Here is a 15768-nt window from a genome sequence, read left to right as displayed (position 1 = left end):
TTGCCGCCGGTGTTCTGCGCCGCGTTGGTCTCGGTCAGCTCCGCCGTGCTGGTGCCGGTGATCACCGCCGCGTCGTTCACACCATTGATCACCACCGACAGCGTACCCACGCTGAGCGTGCCGTTCGACATCTTGATCGTATATTGGATCGTGTCCGTGAACTGCTCGCCAGCGCCGAGCGCGTTGATCAGGGGGGCTAGAGTGGTTGCGTCATAATGAATCTTGTTGTCGGTGCCGATCCAGAATTTCGCCCCGCTCGTGCTGCTGGTTTCGATGACGTTCGCACCGTCCTGGATCAGCAGGTCCTTGTTGTAGTCAGCGAACGCTTTGTTGGTGACGACAATCCCGGCCCCTCCGTCATCATTCTTGATGCCGTCGTCCACCGAATAGATCGTCGTCTTGGTTCCGCCGCCGCTCGCCGCGAGAACGTCGAATGTGAACAGGAGGCTGCCATCCTCGCTGCCGGATTGCGTCAAATTGGCTGCCGCGCCCGAATTCGAAAACGTGACGGTCGAGCCTGAAACTGTTGTGGTCGCCATTGCCAATTACCCCCTGTGATCCCTTTGCGAACGACCAAAGCGTTCGCCCCGACGGTTACTGCTGATCCTGGTGCGGACGACGCAAGCGAATGCTTCCGCCCGCGGCGGTTGGTCAGGACCAAGCCACTCTGATTGAACGTAAAGACTTCTCTCGCCGAGAGACAAAACCCCACCCCAGAGCGCTTGCACGCTCGCACCCAACGTTCCTAGCTGGCGTGCCCCCCTTCGGTCGCCGCAATCGCGGGACAAGCAAACCTATATTCAGGTATATTAGCTTTTTACGATTTGGAAACCATAACGGGATATATATCCCCGCGTAATGTTAACGATTCATTAAACATTTAACAAATCTGCCACCCCATCGATTGATGCCTGTGTCTCCCAAAGTGGGCTGCGATTTGGAGGGAATGATATGCACAAAACAAAGACTTAAAGTGCACGGCCCGAGTCCGTCTCGGCGCAGCGTCATTTGATGGCGCAGCGTTGACTTCGCCATCGCTCGGTCGCTGGCATTTCTGTTGGAAATTTTATCGGAACATGTAGTGCTGCGTGCAACCGACAAAGCAGGCTCGCCGTCAACCAATGGCGCAAAGGCCGCCAGAGCGCGGTCGCCAGCGTCTTCCGATGTCAGCCAGCCAGGCTGTCCTGCTCCACGGCGTTCGGGTCGCCCGGCGCCGTCGCCCAGGCGAGTTCGACCAGCGTCACCGTGCGCCGGCCGGCGCCGTCGACCTGGCAGACGATGAGGCCCTGCTCCTCGATATAGTCGAGCAGCCGGCGCGCGCGGCGCAGCGAATGCGAACCGTAAGCCCGCGCGATCGCCGCGTCGCTCGGGCAGGGCCAGCCTTCCTTGGCGGCGCGCGCGATCATCATGAACACGCCCTGCATGTCTTCGGGCAGCAGCGAGGCGCGCACGGAAACGTCGCGCCAGGCGTCGTCCTCGGCCATGTCGGAGCCGACGCCGGCGCGGGCGCGCGTCAGCATGCGGCGGAACTCCGACAGGTCGGGCACCACGGAGGCGAGCCCTTCGATGCGGCAGCGGACCACGAACTCCTGGTAGAGCACGCCGATGACGCGGAACCCCGCATCGGGCTCGGCCAGGATGGCGCGCAGAATGCGGTCCATCCGCTCGCGCCGCTCTGCCAGATCCTCGGCGCTTGGCTGCGGCTCCATCGGCTCGGGGCGGATGTCCAGCGGCGCGGCCTTGGCCGCCATTAATTGGTCGAGCAGGTCGGGCGAAGGCCGGCGTTGCGGCCTGACCGTCTCCGGCGGCGGCGCGGCAAGAATGATCGAGCGCGCATCTTGGAGCGCGGTTCCCGGCATCGGCATCAGCCGCGGCGTGCCGTTGCGCGGGCTGGTTTCGGTCTGGCCGATGCGCAGGCCGAGCGGACGGCGCGACAAGGCAGGACCGAGCGCCATGAAATGCCCGCGCTCCAGGTCGCGAAAAGCTTCGGCCTGGCGCCGTTCCATGCCGAGCAGGTCGGCGGCGCGCGCCATGTCGATGTCGAGGAAGGTCCGGCCCATCAGGAAGTTGGAGGCTTCCGCCGCGACGTTCTTGGCGAGCTTCGCCAGCCGCTGCGTGGCGATGATGCCGGCAAGCCCGCGCTTGCGGCCGCGACACATCAGATTGGTCATGGCGCCCAGCGAGAGCTTGCGTGCCTCGTCCGAAACCTCGCCGGCGGCGGCGGGCGCGAAGAGCTGCGCCTCGTCGACGACCACGAGCATTGGGTACCAATGGTCGCGCGCGACCTCGAACAGCCCGCCGAGGAAGGCCGCGGCCCGCCGCATCTGGTTCTCGGCATCGAGCCCTTCGAGGTTGAGCACCGTCGAGACGCGGTGTATGCGCGCCCGCTCGCCAGCCGCCTGCAGGCCGCGCTCGGTATGTTCCTCCGCGTCGATCACCAGATGGCCATAACGTTCACCCAGGGACACGAAGTCGCCTTCTGGGTCGATGATGGTCTGCTGCACCCAGGGCGCGCTCTGCTCCAGAAGACGGCGCAGCAGATGCGACTTTCCCGAGCCCGAATTGCCCTGCACCAGCAGGCGGGTCGCCAGCAACTCCTCAAGGTCGAGGGCCGCCGACGCGCCTGCGCTCGTCTGCCCCATCTCGATTGCAACGGTCATATTTCGACTCGGATCGTCTCCCTGCGCGCGACGGGCTTATCAACCCGAGCGCGGTGCGTCGAGCTTACGCTGCCGTTAGCCAGCAGGTGTCCACATCTCACGGCAGGCTGTCGCCAGCCACACTGGTCGGACCACCATTTTGCTGGCACATTCCAACCGTTGGCGTATCATCTTTTGCGGGAGGGTTCATGGCAGGAGGAGGCCGATGAACGTCGCTGCGGAAGTGCCCGTCATAGATCCGACGGTGCAAGACCTTGTTTCATCTGCTCTTTCGAAATTTCGCGCCGGCGATACCATCTCGACCCGGGCGATGCTCGACGCCATACGCCGATCCGACCCGGCTTGCCAGGACAGTGACGACCATCTCATCGAACTGATCGTCATGGCCGCCGTTGGTAAGACCATGGGCGTCGTGTTCGACCACCGCTCGCCCGATGAGCGGTTGCCGCTTCTGTCCTAGCGAGCCCGTCGGCTGAAGCCTTCGCTAACGTCGTCAATGACGAACTGACAGACGCTTCGGCTAAGCTCAGGCGGCGTCCGATAGCTCCTTCCTAGCTGCCCAGCGGATGCGGCATGTAGCCGACAAAGCCGGCAATCTTCCAGCGTCCGCCGACCTTGCGGCAGAAGTAGAGCGTCTGCCATTTGAGCCGGTCGACGCCGCCGTCGGCCTTGGCGACCGAGCCGTCGAATTTCTTGTGCAGCACCGCGCGATCGCCGTCGACATCGATGTCGCGCATGTTGGTGACGCGAAACAGCGCTTCGCGCAGCGGCTCGGCGAATTTCGTCGCCGCGGTTTCCTTGGCCTGCCGCAGCCATTCGTCGCGATAGACCTCCAGCCGGGGGAACTGCAGCCGCCAAGCATCTGCATTGGCAAGGAAATGCGCATGCATGCCGAAGAAGCTTTCCGCGATGAAATCGTCCTCGACCATCGACCAGTCCTGACCGAGGAAGGCGTCGATATCGCGCCGCACCAGCATTTCCCACAGCGCGTGGCGGTCGGCATCGCCTTCCGGAAACGGATTCTTGTCGAAGGTCATGCCGATCTCCCTCATATGCGCGGCCGATTTCAAGCCGCGTCGAGCGCAAGATGCTCAGGCTTCTGTAATAAAGCAACATGGATTTCGAAAGAATGTTGCTTTCCGACATTGGCTCTAGGAGGATCGTGCCGACAGGCGTAGACGGCTATGCAACCCCGGTTCCCGTCGTCGATTGAAGGAGGCTCCCCTTGTCCAAGCAGTGCTTTGGGAAATCCCACGTTCCGCTCTCGCCCGCCGTCCGCGCCGGCGATTTCGTCTATATTTCCGGTCAAGTGCCGGTGGGCAGCGACGGGCTCGTGGTCAAGGGCGGCATCGCCGAGCAGGCCGAGCAGGTGCTGCAGAACGTCAAGGCAGCCCTGGCGCTCGCCGGCTGCACCATGGACGATGTGGTGAAGACCACCGTCTGGCTGGAGGACGCGCGCGATTTCGGCACATTCAACACCGTGTATGCAAAACATTTCCCGAAGGATCCGCCGGCGCGGACCACGGTCGAATCGCGCCTGATGATCGACATCAAGATCGAGGTCGAAGCCGTCGCCTATCGGCCGGTCTGATCGCCCGTTCGGATCGCTTGAAGCAATTCCAGGAAAAGTGCTTAGCGGTTAGTTCGGCGACTTCGCCGTAGCCTTCCGTCCGGAATTGCGTGAAACGAACAAACAAAGCGAGGGCACCGATGCAGTTCGATCTCCTGATCAAGGGCGGGCGCCTCATCGATCCCGCATCGGGCCTGGACGCGCCACGCGATGTTGCCATTGCCGATGGCCGCATCACCGCGATCGACGGCGCCATCAATGCCGAGGCGGCGGGTGAAGTCGTCGATGCCAGGGATTGCATCGTCACGCCCGGCCTGATCGACCTGCACAGCCACGTCTATTGGGGCGGCACCTCGCTCGGCGTCGACGCCGACCGGCTCGCCGCCAAGAGCGGCACCACCACTTTCATCGATGCCGGCAGCGCCGGCGCCGGCAATTTCCTGGGCTTCCGCCGCCATGTCATCGAGCGCTCGAAGGTCCGCATCCTCGCTTACGTCAACATCTCCTTTGCCGGCATATTTGGCTTCGCCAAGACCGTATCCGTCGGCGAATGCGGCGATCTCAGGCTTTGCGAGCCGCGCGAGACGGTGGCTGCGGTGCGCGAGCACGCCGATGTCGTCGTCGGCGTCAAGGTCCGTTCCGGCAAGCATGCCGGCGGCTCGAGCGGCATCGCGCCTGTCGACCTCGCGCTCGAAGCCGCCGACAAGGCCGGCCTGCCGCTGATGGCGCATATCGACGAGCCGCCGCCCGGCCGCTCGGAAGTGCTGCCCAGGCTGCGCCGCGGCCACATTCTCACCCATTGCTTCCGGCCTTTCCCCAACGCGCCGGTCTTTGCCTCCGGAGCGGTGCGGCCGGACATGCGGCTGGCGCGCGAGCGCGGCGTCATCTTCGACATCGGCCACGGCATGGGTTCCTTCGACTTCGAGGTGGCGAAGACGATGCTTGCCGAGGGCCTCGCGCCCGACGTCATCTCCAGCGACGTGCATCTCTACTGCGTCGACGGTCCGGCCTTCGACATATTGGTGTGCATGTCGAAGCTCATGGCGCTCGGCATGCCGTTGGTCGAGGTGCTGCGCGCGGCGACGCAGCGGCCGGCGGAGGCGATCGCAAGGCCGGAACTCGGCACGCTGAAGGTCGGCGGCACCGGCGACGTCGCCGTGTTGAAGCTGCAGCCCGGCCGCTTCACTTTCGTTGACGCGGTCGGGACGTCACTGGTCGCGGATCAGCGACTAGTCTCCAAAGGCATCGTCATCGGCGGCAAATGGTGGCCGAACGAAGCGCCCGACCACAATGAGACGGAGCGCTTCGAGGCCCATGCGCATCACACGCATGTCGATGTGGCGGCGAGGCATTTTGGGCCCTCATCGTCGTCATTCTAGGGCGGAGCGACGCGAAGCGGAGCGCAGACCCTAGAATGACGAAGCTAGGATCGCGAATTACTCGGCTCCCCATACACCAGCGTCGCAATCCCCTCCATCCGCGCCTTGAGCTGCAGCGCAACAAACTTCGAATAGAATCTCGACAGCGCCAGATTGCCGCCGTGGAACCATAGCGCTTCCTGCGCCGTCGGCTTCCACATGTTGCGCAATTCGCCCTGCCATGGACCCGGATCGCCCTTCACGCCGGAGCCGAGGCCCCAGCACGGACCTACCTTGTCGGCGACCTCGCGCGAGACTATCCCCGCTACCGTCTCGTTCATCGACTGGTAGCCGGTGCAGCAGACGATCGCGTCGACGGCGAGCTCGCTGCCGTCTTCAAACAGGATGCCGTCCGGCGTCAGCGACTTGATGCTGACACCGCTCTTCACCTGGATCTCGCCGTTCAGGATCAACTCGCAAGCGCCGACATCGATGTAATAGCCCGAGCCTGTCCGATAGGCTTTCATCAACAGTCCTGTCTCGTCCTCGCCGAAGTCGATGGCGAAGCCGCTGTTGCTGAGGCGCTGGTAGAAATCCGCGTCGCGCGCCCGGATCACATCATAAAGCGCCCGCTGGCCCTTCGGCACCAGCGCGAAGGGCGTTGAGGCGACGATCATGTCGGCCTTGTCGGTGGTGATGCCGCGCGCCAGCGCCTTTTCCGAGAAGATCTCGAAGCCGATATCCATCAGCGTGTCGGACTTCACCACCGTCGTCGGCGAGCGCTGCACCATGGTGACCTTGGCGCCCGCTTCCCACAGATCGACGCTGACATCGTGGCCTGAGCTTGCAGCACCTATCACCGCCACGCGCTTGCCGCGAAACTTCTCGCCGGTGGAATATTGGCTGGAATGCAGAAGCTCGCCCTTGAAGCTGTCGGCGCCCGGCAGCTCGATCTGCCGCGGCGGGCCGTAGGCGCCGGTAGCGAAGACGATATGCTTCGGCTTCAGCGTGATGCGCTGGCCGACGCGGTCGACCACCACGGTCCAGACTTTTTCGGCCTCGTCATAGGCGGCGCTGATGCATTTGGTGGCGACCCAGTAGTTCAGCTCCATGACGCGGGTATACATCTCCAGCCAGTCGCCCATCTTGTCCTTGGGCGTGAAGACCGGCCAGTTTTCCGGGAACGGAATGTAGGGCAGATGATCGTACCAGACGGGATCGTGCAGCACGAGCGAGCGGTATCGGTTGCGCCAGGAATCGCCGGCGCGCGCGTTCTTCTCGATGATCAGCGTAGGGACGCCGAGCTGGCGCAGCCGGGCGCCGAGCATGATGCCGCCCTGCCCGCCGCCGATCACCAGGCAATAGGGCTGCTCATGCACGCCGAGATCGCGCGCCTCGCGTGCCCGTGCTTCCGCCCAGGTCTCGCGGTTCGGGTCGGCCTTGTGGCGGATGCCGAGTGGCCGCGCCGGCCCCTTCCGTTCCTCGAACCCCTTGAGCTCGCTCATCGCTGTGAACAGCGTGCGGCAGCGGCCGTCCTTGAGCCGCAGGATTCCCTCGCCGCGCGCCACCGTCGTCTCGAATGTGAACCAGGCCTCGACGGTGCCGTCGTCGACGCTGGGCTCTCCGGACAGCCGCCAGTGCGAGGGCTGCGCCAAGTGGAGCGTGGCCTTCAGCATGTCGCGGATCGCCGCCTGCCCCTCCACGGTCTTGATGTTCCAGGTGAAGGTCAAGAGATCGCGCCAGTAGCAATCCTGTGCGAAGAGGTTCGTCGCCGCCTCGATATCGCCGGCCTCGAGCGCCCGGCCGAATGAGCCGAGCCAGGTTGCCGCCTGTTGCGATGGGGCGATGTCGAGCATTTTTCGTCGTTCCCTTTTTGTTCGAATTCTTTATCCCTTTCGGTCGACCTTGTGAAGCGTATCGTCAAGGTCGAGGACAAGGAAGTGAAACTCTCGCCCAAGGAATACGACATCCTGCGCATGCTCGTGCAATATGCCGGCAAGGTGCTGACCCATCAGTTCCTGATGAAGCAGATCTGGAACGACTCGACCGACGTCCAGTATCTCAGGGTCTATGTGCGCCAGCTGAGGCAGAAGATCGAGAAGACACCGGACCAGCCGCGCTACATCATCACCGAGACGGGCGTCGGCTATCGGTTGCGCGAGGTTGATCGAAACGAAGAGGGCGACCGGCATCCGCTGGTCGCCCCGAGCAATTCCAGGCAAAGTGTGTAGCGGCTTTCCGTCGGGAATTGCGTAGAAACTGCTCTAAGACGAATACGCTTGTTCGCCGGTCAGTCCGCCGACAGGTCCGCCGTCCGCGCCAGCGCGCTGCCGAAGCCATTGAGCGAGATGGTGAAGGAGATCGGCTGCGCAGTGTCGGCCGCCGTGGCGTTGACCTTCAGCGTGGTGCCGTTCTGCAGCAACGGCGTGATATTGGCGTCGAACGTCACCGGTACCAGGCAACCTACCGCCTGGCAGGTGTTGAACTGCAACGTGCCGTCCAGCTTCTTGTCGTCGATTTCGAACGAGATCCCGTTGGCCAAGGCGAGCCCGAAGGGCAGCGCCAGCGTGCCGGCGGCGTCCTGACCGGTCTTGGTCGTCAATTCGATCGCCAGCAGCCGCTGGCCGCTCTGCTTATTGAACTGCTGATGCGACAGGCTGCAGACCTTGTTGGTGCCGGTGACCTGGCAGTTGACCGTCCAGTCGCCATGCGTCTCCGACAGCGCCGAGGCGCCGCCCGGCAGCTGCGGCTTGGCCGCTGCGTCGCCTGACTGAGCGGCCGCGGGCGCCACCTTGTCGGCCTTATTTTGCGCGGCAACTCCCGCTGCCGGCAAACCGGCAATGCAGGCAGCTGCCAGCATCGCCGCGAGATACGCGTATTTCGTCCTCATGAGATCCCTTCTTAGCCGCCGCCCGCGTCAGCTGGAAGCTGACCTTCAGAGACGCGCTGACCGCATTCTGCTTGATCGTTTGCCCAAAGGCGTCGTCGTACCTGACAGCCAACCCGACGCCGTTGACGCCCTCGAGCTCCAGCCCGGCGCCGACCCGATAGAGGGGCGAATCGATGGCTTCCGTCAAGTGCAATGCCGGATTGCCGGGCAGATTCTCGGCGGCGGCGAAACGCCCCTCGATCTCCCACTGCTTGGTGGAGAACTCGACGCCGGCCTTTCCGCAGAGGCGGGAACTGGCGATGGCGCTGACCGGGATGTCGGCCCCGATCTCCAGCGCCGGCGTCGCGGCATAGCCAATCGCCCGGCTTCGGTGAGCCGCATCACGTTTCGCGGTTACCCATGGCGCTATTGGCTGCCCGCATTATATGAAATGCATGGTTTTTTGTATGGGAGCCGCGCGGATGCTTCGTCACAGTCTGTCTGTTCTTGCAGGCACAGTGCTGGCGGCCTCGGTTTGTCTGATTGCGCCGTCTTATGCGCAGATCGTCATCCCGACGAATCGCAACGCATTGGTGCAGCAGAATGAGCTGCAGCAGTTGCAGAACAGGTTGCAGCGGCAGCAATACCAGCAGCAGCAGCAAATCTATCGCGAACTCGACCGGCCGGCCCCGCCCAGGAGCCAGCCCGATGTGCCGATATTTGAAAGGACGTGCCGGATGGAAGCGGTCGGCAACACGATTTCCAGAGTTTGCCGCTGACATTTTGTTTTTTTCAATTTATTAGCCGACTTACTTGCTGGCAAAATGCCGGATTGCAAGGGCGGCGCTTTTAGGGTTTTTGCCGCGCAGATAGCGTGCGGCAAAACGCTGCTCTCACCGGAATTTGGGATGGCAACAACCAAGAAGAAAGCAGTTCGCAAAGCCAAGAAGGGCCAACGCATCCGCCAGGTGGCGGCCATTCCGTATCGGTTGCGAGAGGACGGCAGCTTGGAAGTGCTGCTGGTCACCTCGCGCAGCACGCGGCGCTTCATCGTGCCGAAGGGCTGGCCGATGAAGGGCAAGAGCGGGCGCAAGGCGGCAATGATCGAAGCCCGGGAGGAAGCCGGCGTGCTCGGGAGGACGCTGAAGCAGCCTGCCGGCACCTATTCCTATTGGAAACGCATGCCCGACGGCTTCATTCGGGTCGACGTTGTGGTCTATCTGCTCGAGGTCGCCGAGGAGCTTGTCGACTGGCAGGAAGCCGCGAACCGGCAGCGCGCATGGCTTCCGGCGGTCGACGCCGCCCTGCTCATCGACGAACCGGACCTTTCCACGCTGCTGAGGGATTTGACCGTTCCGTCAGCAAACGCGGCATAAGCAACCATCTTTTCAGTGCCGTCCGGCCGTACCGGCGTGCCGGCCCACGGCCGCGGCTTCAGGTGCGCGTCCTCATTCGCTGCTTGACTCATGCATATCCCAATGGTTATACGTCAATCAATAGCCACTGGGTTATCGGTTAAAAATGACGACCGCGCATGACATGCTGTTCAGGACGCTCGCCGATCCGACGCGACGCGCCATCTTCGAACGCCTCTGCCGTCACGGCGAGCAGACGGTCGGAGCCCTGACCGCCCAGGCCGGGGTGTCGCAGCCGGCGGTATCGAAGCATCTGGGCGTCCTCAAGGAGGCGGGACTGGTGCGCGACCGCCATGAGGGCCGCCAGACCCATTACAGCGCCCAGCTCAAGGCGCTCGCGCCGTTGATGGACTGGACGCGCCACATGGCGGGGTTTTGGGAAAGCCGCTTCGACGATCTGGAAGACCTGCTCAAAAGGATGGATCAATGAATGAGGCCGCAACGCGCTCCGTCATCGTCGAGCGCGAGATACCTTTTCCGCCGGAAAAGATCTGGCGCGCGCTCACCCAACCGCATCTCATCGAGGAGTGGCTGATGAAGAACAGCTTCAAGCCGGTCGTGGACCATCGCTTCAACATGAGCGCCGAATGGGGCGGCGTCGACTGCCAGGTGCGGACGGTCGAGCCCAACCGGACCCTGTCCTACAGCTGGGACACCAAGGATCTCGAGAGCGTGGTCACCTGGACGCTCACCCCGACGGGCAAGGGCACGCGTTTGCGCATGGAGCAGGTCGGCTTCCGCACCGACCAGGAGCCGTATTACCGCGGCGCCACGGTCGGCTGGAAGCGCAACTTCACGGCCCTGGAGCAGCTGCTTTCGCGGATCGATTGAAGTCCGCCGAAGCCTCAAAAGACAGACACGGTCCCAGCGGGGCGGCAAACCGCTAGCGTAAGCAATGGAGGCACCGAAATGAAGATCAAGCTGACCAGCATTTATGTCGACGACCAGGAAAAGGCTCTTGGCTTCTATACCGAAATTCTGGGCTTCACCAAGAAGGCCGACTTCACCAATGGGCCGTTTCGCTGGCTGACTGTCGTTTCGCCTGACGATCCGGACGGCACCGAACTGCAGCTGGCCCTCAACGACAATCCGGCGGCAAAGACTTATCAGCAGGCCATCTTCAAGCAAGGCCAGCCGGCGCTGATGCTGTTCACCGACGACATCAAGAGCGACCATGAGCGCATCAAGGCCAATGGCGGCAGTTTTGCCATGGCGCCGACCGCGGTGACCGGCGCGACCATCGCGCAGCTCAACGACACCTGTGGCAACCTCATTCAGCTTTCGCAACTGGCGCACTGGTAGAGAGCTCGATCCGTATCGTCATTCGCAAGGGAGGTTATATTGAACTGGAGCAAGTGGATCAGGCAGCTTCACCGCTGGCTTTCGATCATCTTCACCGTCACCGTCATTGCCAATTTCGCTGCCATGGCCATGGGCCCGCCGCCCGCCTGGATCGTCTATTCGCCGTTGATTCCGCTTTTCCTGCTGCTGTTCAGCGGCCTCTATATGTTCGTGCTGCCCTATGCCGCCAGATGGCGCGGGGAGCCGGCGGGCGAGCGCACGGGATCGGCCTGATGGCAAAGACGAAATCGAAGGCTGCCGGATCCGCGGACGCCAAACCTGTCCTGCTTTCGGGCGGCAACCCGCAGATCGCCAAGGGCTATGGCGATGCTCCGGTGCAGGCCTATATCGCGGCGATGCCGGGCTGGAAGAGCGAAGTCGGGCGCCGGCTCGACCAGCTCATCATGCAGGCCGTCCCTGGTGTGCAAAAGGCTGTCAAATGGAACTCTCCCTTCTACGGCATGGAAGGCGAAGGCTGGTTCCTCGGCATCCATTGCTTCGCCAGATACATCAAAGTGGCGTTCTTCCGCGGCCTGTCGCTGAAGCCCGTGCCGCCTGTCGAATCCAAGAGCAAGGACACACGCTATTTCCACATCCACGAGAACGAGCCGATCGACGAGGAGCAGTTCGTCTCCTGGGTGAAGCAGGCAAGCCGGCTGCCCGGCGAACGGATGTAAGCGCACGAAAAATCAAGCGCCATCTCCCCGAAAGGGCCATGGTGGCGATCTCTTATTCAGCATCGAGGAGAACCGGACATGCAACAAGGCGACGTACAGGACGGCAAGTCTGCGTCCGAACTGATCGACGGACGGATCAAGGAGCTGGGCGACTGGCGGGGCGAGACGCTTGCCCGACTCCGCGCTCTTATCAGGGAGGCGGCGCCCGAAGCCGTCGAGACATGGAAATGGCGCGGCGTCCCTGTCTGGGAGGATGCCGGCATGATCTGCACCGGCGAGACTTACAAGGCCGTCGTCAAGCTGACCTTCGCCAAAGGCGCGGCGCTGCCCGATCCCAAGAAGCTCTTCAACTCCAGCCTGGAAGGCAACACCCGGCGCGCCATCGATTTCAAGGAAGGCGGCAAGATCGACGCCGACGCCCTGAAGGCGCTCGTCCGCGAGGCCGTTGCGCTCAACAAATCCAAGACCAGGCGCTGAGACGAGACTGTCGCGCGGCGCTATCGGATTGATGTTGCCGGCTTTTCTTCCGCGCCCTCGCACCGTAACCGATATTAGGCACGAAATATCGGCATCAAGCGTGTAAGCGTCCTTCTGTTGCTGAGCAACAACTCATGAAACAAATACTGGGCAAATTTATCGACCGTTAATCCAGGCACGTTATTTGGATTGATGTCGCCAGTAACCGGACGACATGTGGGGAAGAACATCGTCTCAACCGGCGGATGAGCCAGTCGGACAGACACCGAGGGGGCCTGCGCACGCGCCATGGGAATGGGATGAAGCTCTCATCGACCGATGCCGCCCCGCGTCTCATCGGGCTGGTCTGGCCCTTCGTCGCGGTCGTCCTGATCCAGGCGCTGATTGCGACCCTCAGCCTCCACACGTTGTCAGCCGTCCGCGCCTATGTCGGCGGCGAAAGCCAATGGTCGAAGGGGCAGAAGCACGCCATCTATTTCCTCAGCCTTTATGCCGACACCGGCCGGGAAGAGTATTTCAGCGAATATCGTCAGGCCATCGCCGTGCCGCTGGCCGATCGCGCCGCGCGGCTTGCGCTCGAACAGGCTGAGCCCGACACGAATGCGGCCAGGCTTGGCTTTCTCGGCGGCAACAACCATCCCGACGATGTCGCCGGCCTGATCTGGCTGTTCCGGAATTTCCGCGGCGTCAGCTATCTCGACACGGCGATCCGCCACTGGACGGCTGCCGACGAGATGATCCTCGCCATCCAAAGACTTGGCGACGACATGCATCGCAGGCTCGAAAAAGGGCCGCCATCGTCAGCCGAGATCGCTCTCTGGAAAGTGCAAATCCACCAGATCGACCACCGGATCGGGCCGCTCGCCAAGGACTTTTCGGATAGTCTCGGCGAGGGATCGCGCTTCATCAAGACGGCGCTGACGGCGGCCAATCTCGCGACAGCCGCGCTGCTTATCCTGCTCGCCGTCTGGCGCACGCGAAAGCTGATGAAACAGCGCCAGGCATTTCAGACAGCCCTCAGCGCCGAGCGCGAGCGGGCTCAGATCACATTGGCCTCGATCGGCCAGGCTGTCATCAGCACCGATGCTAAGGGGCGGCTGGACTATATGAATGCCGGAGCGGAAAGGCTGCTTGCCTGCTCTTTACCCGCCGCCAAAGGCAGATCGGTCGCCTCGTTGTTCCGGCTCGTGGACAAGGACAGCGGCGTCGAGGAGACCGATCTGATCCCGCGCCTGCTGGCGGGCGAGCCGCGCCGCTCCAATGTTCGCCCGCAGCTTTTGGAGCGCCCCGACGGTTCGGTCGTGCCGGTGGCGCTGAACGGCGCTCCGCTGATCGTTTCCGGCTCGATCCTGGGTTGCGTCCTGGCCCTGCAAGACATGACGCGCGAGCAGGACTATATCGAGCGCCTGTCGTGGCAGGCGTCGCATGATGCGCTGACCGGTCTCGTCAACCGCCGCGACTTCGAGAAGCGTCTGGCGAGCGCGATCTCCGAAGACCCGGAGAAGTCGCGCCGGCACGCGCTGATGTATCTCGACCTCGATCAGTTCAAGTTGGTCAACGATACCTGCGGCCATGCCGCCGGCGACCAGTTGCTGCGCCAGATCTCGGCGCTGCTCGCGAACGAGCTGCCGCCCGGCGACATCCTGGCGAGATTGGGCGGCGACGAGTTCGGCGTGCTGCTCTTCGATTGCGATGCCGACTGTGCCGCCGCCACCGCCGAACGGTTGCGCGCCACGGTCCAGGATCTGCACTTCTCCTGGGAAGGGCGTCCCTTCAACATCAGCGTCAGCATCGGCATGGTCGAGGTCGCCAATGTCGGCATGACGCTGGAGGAGGTGCTGCGCGCCGCCGACGTCGCCTGCTACATGGCCAAGGAAAAGGGCCGCAACCGCGTCCAGCTCCACAGCGACGGCGACAGGGCCCTGCGCGAGCGCTTCGGCGAGATGGCCTGGGTGCAGCGCCTGCATGCCGCGCTGGATGAAAACCGCTTCCGGCTGCATGCGCAGGAGATCGCGCCGCTGCGGGACGATGCTGCCGAGCCGGGCGCGCATGTCGAAATCCTGCTCAGGCTGACCGACGAGGACGGTAGCTTCGTCACCCCGCAGAGCTTCATTCCGGCGGCGGAGCGCTACGGACTGATGCCGGCGATCGACCGCTGGGTGATACGCAACGCCTTCGCCATATTGGCGTCGCGACGCACCAATCCGCACGCGGCGCCGATATCCACCTGCGCGATCAATCTCTCCGGCGCCACATTCGGCGACGAGACGTTTCTCGGCTTCATGCGTGAGCAGTTCGCCGCGCACGCCATTGCGCCCGAAACGATCTGCCTGGAGATCACCGAGACCAGTGCCATCGCCAATCTGACCGAGGCCATGCGCTTCATCGCCGATCTGCGCGGCCTGGGCTGCCGCTTCGCGCTCGACGATTTCGGCTCCGGCATGTCGTCCTTCGCCTATCTGAAACATCTGCCGGTCGACTACCTCAAGATCGACGGCGGCTTCGTCAAGGACATGCTCGACGACCGCATCGACCGCGCGATGGTCGAGATGATCCATCACATCGGCAAGGTGACGGGAAAACGCACCATCGCCGAATTCGTCGAAAGCGATGGCATCGTCGAAGCCTTGAAGGCGATCGGCGTCGACTACGCGCAGGGCTATGCCATAGCGAGGCCTCAGCCATTCGACGCGACGACGGTGCTGGGCAGCCATCCAGGTGCAAAGGCGGACGCGTGGAACGGAGTGGCAGGGGCCTTGCGCCGCAAGGCGGGTTAAGCGCTTTGCTTTCCGGATCCGGCCTGCCGTTCCAGCAGGATCGTCGGCTTCTCGTGGTAGGTGGTCCGCAAAATTTCTTTATAGCCGTTCCTTTCGGCCACCTTCTGCGAAGCGCCGTTTTCCGGATCGATGATGCAGACGGTTCTTGCCTGTCCGAACGTCTCGTCACTCCAGGCGACGATCCGCCTCACGACTTCGCTCGCAAGCCCTTGGCCATGCGCCTCCGAGGCCAGCGCCCAGCCGGCCTCCGGCACGCCTTCGAGAGACGGCACGATCTCGCGCTTGAGGTCGTGGAAGCCGGCCTCGCCGATAAAGCTCCCCCTCGCCTTGTCCTCGATCGCCCAGAATCCATAGCCGATCAGCGACCATAGGCCGGCATGGCGCAGGAAGCGCATCCAGCTCTCCTCCCGCGTGCGCGGCTTGCCGCCGATGAAACGGGTGACGGCGGGCTCCGCCCACATGGCGGCATAGGCTTCAAAATCGTCCAGCCTGTGCGGCCGCAAAACGGTGCGCGCCGTTTCGAGAAGCGGCACGCCGGCTTCGATCTTGATGCTCATGGCATTGCCCTCCATTGACGCGACCGCGCTTAGCAAAACAGCACGCTCGATCAAGAGCCAGGCCAAT

The 15768-nt window shown here is 63.1% G+C and carries 19 protein-coding genes and 1 pseudogene; 14 read left to right on the top strand and 6 right to left on the bottom strand.

Features of this window, described 5'->3' with window-relative positions; genetic code table 11:
* The coding region (locus LB526_RS26695) for a VCBS domain-containing protein (RefSeq protein ID WP_224630334.1) at positions 1-539 on the bottom strand (539 nt) is incomplete at its 3' end.
* Between the two features lie 627 nt (positions 540-1166).
* Entirely contained in the window at positions 1167-2660 is a 1494-nt protein-coding gene (locus LB526_RS26690) for an ATP-binding protein (protein ID WP_224630333.1), read from the bottom strand.
* A gap of 205 nt (positions 2661-2865) precedes the next feature.
* Between LB526_RS26690 and LB526_RS26685 the strand changes: the two genes are divergently transcribed.
* The gene (locus tag LB526_RS26685; protein WP_224630332.1) at positions 2866-3120 is read left to right on the top strand and encodes a hypothetical protein; all 255 of its coding nucleotides are present in this window, start codon (positions 2866-2868) and stop codon (positions 3118-3120) included.
* Positions 3121-3211: 91 nt separating this feature from the next.
* On the opposite strand, the gene LB526_RS26680 is transcribed toward LB526_RS26685, so the two are convergent.
* The gene (locus tag LB526_RS26680) at positions 3212-3697 is read right to left on the bottom strand and encodes a hypothetical protein (protein WP_095766686.1); all 486 of its coding nucleotides are present in this window, start codon (positions 3695-3697) and stop codon (positions 3212-3214) included.
* 188 nt (positions 3698-3885) lie between these two features.
* Here LB526_RS26680 and LB526_RS26675 point away from each other — a divergent pair, with 188 nt between their 5' ends.
* Both LB526_RS26675 and LB526_RS26670 read left to right on the top strand, forming a co-directional pair.
* On the top strand, positions 3886-4251 hold the full coding sequence (locus LB526_RS26675; protein ID WP_140688386.1) for a RidA family protein: 366 nt from the start codon (positions 3886-3888) through the stop codon (positions 4249-4251).
* Between the two features lie 119 nt (positions 4252-4370).
* Positions 4371-5609: an amidohydrolase/deacetylase family metallohydrolase gene (locus tag LB526_RS26670; RefSeq protein WP_224630331.1), complete on the top strand. Its 1239-nt coding sequence runs from the start codon at positions 4371-4373 to the stop codon at positions 5607-5609.
* A gap of 44 nt (positions 5610-5653) precedes the next feature.
* On the opposite strand, the gene LB526_RS26665 is transcribed toward LB526_RS26670, so the two are convergent.
* Entirely contained in the window at positions 5654-7444 is a 1791-nt protein-coding gene (locus LB526_RS26665) for an NAD(P)/FAD-dependent oxidoreductase (RefSeq protein WP_224630330.1), read from the bottom strand.
* Positions 7445-7480: 36 nt separating this feature from the next.
* Between LB526_RS26665 and LB526_RS26660 the strand changes: the two are divergent.
* Positions 7481-7819: pseudogene (locus LB526_RS26660) on the top strand (winged helix-turn-helix domain-containing protein); the annotation flags it as partial.
* Positions 7820-7878: 59 nt separating this feature from the next.
* Here LB526_RS26660 and LB526_RS26655 read toward each other — a convergent pair.
* Positions 7879-8478 carry an invasion associated locus B family protein gene (locus tag LB526_RS26655; protein ID WP_224630329.1) on the bottom strand — a complete coding sequence of 200 codons (600 nt, stop codon included), beginning with the start codon at positions 8476-8478 and terminating at the stop codon, positions 7879-7881.
* Positions 8479-8651: 173 nt separating this feature from the next.
* Here LB526_RS26655 and LB526_RS26650 point away from each other — a divergent pair, with 173 nt between their 5' ends.
* From LB526_RS26650 to LB526_RS26605, 10 genes are all read left to right on the top strand, one after another.
* Positions 8652-8831 carry a hypothetical protein gene (locus LB526_RS26650; protein WP_140846290.1) on the top strand — a complete coding sequence of 60 codons (180 nt, stop codon included), beginning with the start codon at positions 8652-8654 and terminating at the stop codon, positions 8829-8831.
* Positions 8832-8939: 108 nt separating this feature from the next.
* On the top strand, positions 8940-9236 hold the full coding sequence (locus LB526_RS26645; RefSeq protein WP_224630328.1) for a hypothetical protein: 297 nt from the start codon (positions 8940-8942) through the stop codon (positions 9234-9236).
* A gap of 129 nt (positions 9237-9365) precedes the next feature.
* Positions 9366-9833, top strand: coding sequence for an NUDIX hydrolase (locus LB526_RS26640; RefSeq protein WP_140846289.1), 468 nt, complete (start codon positions 9366-9368; stop codon positions 9831-9833).
* Positions 9834-9978: 145 nt separating this feature from the next.
* Complete coding sequence (locus tag LB526_RS26635; protein WP_140846288.1) at positions 9979-10302, top strand: ArsR/SmtB family transcription factor; 324 nt, start codon at positions 9979-9981, stop codon at positions 10300-10302.
* A complete protein-coding gene (locus LB526_RS26630; protein WP_140846287.1) occupies positions 10299-10703 on the top strand; it encodes an SRPBCC domain-containing protein in 405 nt (134 codons plus the stop codon). Before LB526_RS26635 ends, LB526_RS26630 begins: the two co-directional genes overlap by 4 nt.
* A 78-nt stretch (positions 10704-10781) precedes the next feature.
* Positions 10782-11174 carry a VOC family protein gene (locus LB526_RS26625; protein WP_095769284.1) on the top strand — a complete coding sequence of 131 codons (393 nt, stop codon included), beginning with the start codon at positions 10782-10784 and terminating at the stop codon, positions 11172-11174.
* 39 nt (positions 11175-11213) lie between these two features.
* Positions 11214-11447: a hypothetical protein gene (locus tag LB526_RS26620; protein ID WP_095769283.1), complete on the top strand. Its 234-nt coding sequence runs from the start codon at positions 11214-11216 to the stop codon at positions 11445-11447.
* Positions 11447-11890, top strand: coding sequence for a DUF1801 domain-containing protein (locus tag LB526_RS26615; protein ID WP_224630327.1), 444 nt, complete (start codon positions 11447-11449; stop codon positions 11888-11890). The genes LB526_RS26620 and LB526_RS26615 overlap by 1 nt, the downstream gene beginning before the upstream one ends.
* A gap of 78 nt (positions 11891-11968) precedes the next feature.
* Positions 11969-12367, top strand: a complete 399-nt coding sequence (locus LB526_RS26610) for a DUF1801 domain-containing protein (RefSeq protein WP_224630326.1) — start codon at positions 11969-11971, stop codon at positions 12365-12367.
* A gap of 299 nt (positions 12368-12666) precedes the next feature.
* Positions 12667-15144 (top strand): EAL domain-containing protein, encoded by a 2478-nt coding sequence (locus LB526_RS26605; protein WP_224630325.1) that lies wholly within the window; start codon positions 12667-12669, stop codon positions 15142-15144.
* Here LB526_RS26605 and LB526_RS26600 read toward each other — a convergent pair.
* A complete protein-coding gene (locus LB526_RS26600; RefSeq protein ID WP_224630324.1) occupies positions 15141-15701 on the bottom strand; it encodes a GNAT family N-acetyltransferase in 561 nt (186 codons plus the stop codon). The two genes, LB526_RS26605 and LB526_RS26600, sit on opposite strands and share 4 nt — an antisense overlap.
* Positions 15702-15768: the final 67 nt, after the last annotated feature.

It is taken from the genome of Mesorhizobium sp. CA6 (genome assembly GCF_020165035.1).
Classification (GTDB): Bacteria; Pseudomonadota; Alphaproteobacteria; order Rhizobiales; family Rhizobiaceae; genus Mesorhizobium.
The sequence above is the reverse complement of the archived record's forward strand: the minus strand, read 5'-3'. Positions and strand labels throughout refer to the sequence as shown.

Coding starts and splice junctions, on each gene's coding strand:
- LB526_RS26690 (WP_224630333.1), bottom strand. CDS start 2,660: ATGACCGTTGCAATCGAGATGGGGCAGACGAGCGCAGGCGCGTCGGCG.
- LB526_RS26685 (WP_224630332.1), top strand. CDS start 2,866: ATGAACGTCGCTGCGGAAGTGCCCGTCATAGATCCGACGGTGCAAGAC.
- LB526_RS26680 (WP_095766686.1), bottom strand. CDS start 3,697: ATGACCTTCGACAAGAATCCGTTTCCGGAAGGCGATGCCGACCGCCAC.
- LB526_RS26670 (WP_224630331.1), top strand. CDS start 4,371: ATGCAGTTCGATCTCCTGATCAAGGGCGGGCGCCTCATCGATCCCGCA.
- LB526_RS26665 (WP_224630330.1), bottom strand. CDS start 7,444: ATGCTCGACATCGCCCCATCGCAACAGGCGGCAACCTGGCTCGGCTCA.
- LB526_RS26655 (WP_224630329.1), bottom strand. CDS start 8,478: ATGAGGACGAAATACGCGTATCTCGCGGCGATGCTGGCAGCTGCCTGC.
- LB526_RS26650 (WP_140846290.1), top strand. CDS start 8,652: ATGGCTTCCGTCAAGTGCAATGCCGGATTGCCGGGCAGATTCTCGGCG.
- LB526_RS26645 (WP_224630328.1), top strand. CDS start 8,940: ATGCTTCGTCACAGTCTGTCTGTTCTTGCAGGCACAGTGCTGGCGGCC.
- LB526_RS26640 (WP_140846289.1), top strand. CDS start 9,366: ATGGCAACAACCAAGAAGAAAGCAGTTCGCAAAGCCAAGAAGGGCCAA.
- LB526_RS26635 (WP_140846288.1), top strand. CDS start 9,979: ATGACGACCGCGCATGACATGCTGTTCAGGACGCTCGCCGATCCGACG.
- LB526_RS26630 (WP_140846287.1), top strand. CDS start 10,299: ATGAATGAGGCCGCAACGCGCTCCGTCATCGTCGAGCGCGAGATACCT.
- LB526_RS26625 (WP_095769284.1), top strand. CDS start 10,782: ATGAAGATCAAGCTGACCAGCATTTATGTCGACGACCAGGAAAAGGCT.
- LB526_RS26615 (WP_224630327.1), top strand. CDS start 11,447: ATGGCAAAGACGAAATCGAAGGCTGCCGGATCCGCGGACGCCAAACCT.
- LB526_RS26610 (WP_224630326.1), top strand. CDS start 11,969: ATGCAACAAGGCGACGTACAGGACGGCAAGTCTGCGTCCGAACTGATC.
- LB526_RS26605 (WP_224630325.1), top strand. CDS start 12,667: ATGAAGCTCTCATCGACCGATGCCGCCCCGCGTCTCATCGGGCTGGTC.
- LB526_RS26600 (WP_224630324.1), bottom strand. CDS start 15,701: ATGAGCATCAAGATCGAAGCCGGCGTGCCGCTTCTCGAAACGGCGCGC.